Origin of the sequence: Thermosynechococcus sp. M3746_W2019_013 (genome assembly GCF_015296045.1) — a bacterium.
In the GTDB taxonomy this organism is placed as follows: domain Bacteria; phylum Cyanobacteriota; class Cyanobacteriia; order Thermosynechococcales; family Thermosynechococcaceae; genus Thermosynechococcus.
Map to the genome: position 1 here is coordinate 1 of NZ_DVDW01000023.1, position 2583 is coordinate 2583.

General features: G+C 49.8%; 1 protein-coding gene and 1 pseudogene. Both read right to left on the reverse strand.

Going from position 1 to position 2583, the window contains the following annotated elements:
- Positions 1-818: 818 nt before the first annotated feature.
- Positions 819-1763, reverse strand: coding sequence for a glycosyltransferase family 2 protein (locus tag IGQ16_RS04550; RefSeq protein WP_297060399.1), 945 nt, complete (start codon positions 1761-1763; stop codon positions 819-821).
- Between the two features lie 173 nt (positions 1764-1936).
- Positions 1937-2583 (reverse strand): annotated as a pseudogene (locus tag IGQ16_RS11725) (SDR family NAD-dependent epimerase/dehydratase); the annotation flags it as partial.

The following is a 2583-nucleotide window of genomic DNA, read 5'->3' on the forward strand; positions in this document are numbered from 1 at the left end:
AACTTGGGCCAACCATTGGCGCTCTTCGAGCTTAATCAATGGCAACTCATCGGCGGAAATCCACTGCGTCAAATCAGCCATCGCACACTTAGCCCCCAGGCTCAGTAGGTGCAAAAAACAACCGTGCCTTCACGCCTCTATGTAGAGTGATTCCGCAAGCGACGCATTCACGCACCAAGCCGTGCACCAGCAAGCGCGACACATGCTCGAGAAAATGCGACGAATAGAGACGAATAGGTACGAGGCTGTGTTACTCGGCAACGGCAAGTGTTTGAGTAGGTTGACATGTCGGACAGCTCATAAAATCGGAGCGAAATCCAAATTCAGCCACTCTGGGAAATCGACAAAAAACAGCCACAACCAAGATTGACCTTAAGCATGACTCACCTTCCTTTTAAGGATGCCCCATAGGTTACCCGCAGCCCAGCGACGGTAACTGCATAAATCATAAAATATAGGGGAAACATTCCTTACAACCATCAAAAACATGCAAAAACATGATCAAAGACATAACAATCAGCCGACACATCTTAGCACACATTGTTTGGGTGAGTGATGATGCCCAGACTCTGGATGGCCATTTCAGGAAGTAGGCTATCTATATCTGTTGTATGAGTTATCTCAGGCAGAAAGCCAATGTTGCTGAGGAGGTTCGCACCAGGTCAGCAAAAGGGTCAACGAGAGGCGCCGACACACATTTGCGGACATAACCTCCCCCAACATCCAGATACCGACCTTTGACGGGTTCGCCTAGCATCCAATACAGAGCTCCGGCCAATTTGCAGGGGATCGAAAAGTTTCTCATTACCAGCCCGGTATCAGCAGCGGCTATAGCGCTTGCGTAAGCTTCCTCCTAACCCGGCAAGTTTATTGTAAACACTCTTAACAAATGGTCCCTGAAAACATTTGACATTGCTGAACCTATCGGCCTGGTTATTCCTGATTACTCCTACAGGGTGCACCAAAGGAAAATTCATCGGCACGCGAGCCATATTGGCCAATTCGCTTGTCCTCCTCGTATGAGTAGCATTAGGACCGAAACCGATATTCGAGATCAGGTTTGTTGCTGGTAGGATGGTTAGCCGACCCTCAACCCAATTCGCAAAAGTCCACTGATAATCCCAGGTATCAATTTCACCGCGATATACCGACTCGAAAATGTTTTTCCAGTAACGCGCTTCGCTTGCATTGCCCACCATATCGACTAGCCAGCCTTCATCGCGGATGCGTGGCCATTTGGACATTGCGATGTCGTAGCTACCGACCCACCGGTCACGCCATGTCGCCCAGCCCCAGATGTGCGTGTATTTCGAGAAGTAATAACTGTCGCCATTGCGACGACGACCGAACTGGAAGTTGTTGCCGCTGATCATACCAATGCGCTGGTCGTGGCGATAGCGTTCCAGTAGTTCCTGGCAAAACCGGAAAAATGTTTGGTCGGGCAGGCAATCGTCCTCGAGGATGATGGCTTCTTCCACCTGTGAAAAAACCCAGTTGATGCCGCTGGAGACGCGCTGCTTGCAACCGAGGTTTGTCTCGGAGAAATTGGTCAGCACTTCGCACTCCCAATCCACGCGTTCAACGACGGCGCGGGCGGCGGCAACCTTTTCGGCCTCGTCTTGTCGATTAACGCGTGGGCCATCGCCAACCACCAATAATTTCGGCGGCCTGGCCTTGGCGATCTCGGCAAAGACACGCTCGGTGGTGTCCGGACGGTTGAAGATGATAAAGGCGACCGGCGTGGTCAAATGAAAGTCGGGCATCGAAAACACCTTCCAAGATAAAAGGCCGCGTTGGCAAGACGTCGTTAACTATGGAATATCAGATGTTCCTTATTCCCCAGGCGTATTGCCACAAGCTCGCCGTCAACAACCATGTTGTAACGGATGGAAGCAATTCCTATCAGACATCCTACAAAAAACAAGTCAGGCGGAGATCAGCTAGCCAGTAACTTCCGGAAATAAGCAATAGTCTTACTCAGCCCGTCTTCAAGGGTTACCTTCGGTTCCCAGCGCAGCTTTTCCTTTGCCAGGTTGATGTCGAGTTGTTGTTGGCGCGGTTTATCTGTCGGCAGGGGTTTGAAAGTGAGTTTCGAACGACCGCCAACCAGCCTCAAGACATTTTCCGCTAGTTCCAGCATAGTGAATTCAACAGATTAATTGGCCCAGTAAAGCCCTTTTAACTCTCCATCAGAAGCCCAAAAGCATCAATCATGTCGTCTACATAGCAGAAACTACGCGTTTGCAAAGCGTCGCCGTAGATATTTAATTTATATTTATATTCTCGATATTCTCGCATTTTAACATCTGCACCATAAAGGTAGACCTCAGAAGTGAAAGCTTGAAAGATTCTGGCTTTCAAGCCCTTGGATAGGCCAAGCATGTCAATCGCCCCATGTACGCTTGTTTTCGTACTCTGCAAAGGGTCCCGCTGATAGTGCACCGGCGAGGCGGGGCAAGCCAGGTTGTATATCTGATCGACCTCGACATAAAGCGGGAATGTCACGCCGTCCCGCATCAGCTCGAAGTAAGGATGCCCTAGCAAATGTGCGATGTTCGTTTTACTACCGGTAAAGAAGTTGTC

Bases quoted from the DNA above. Each gene is read 5' to 3' on its own strand.
- IGQ16_RS04550 (WP_297060399.1), bottom strand. From the start codon at position 1,763: ATGCCCGACTTTCATTTGACCACGCCGGTCGCCTTTATCATCTTCAAC.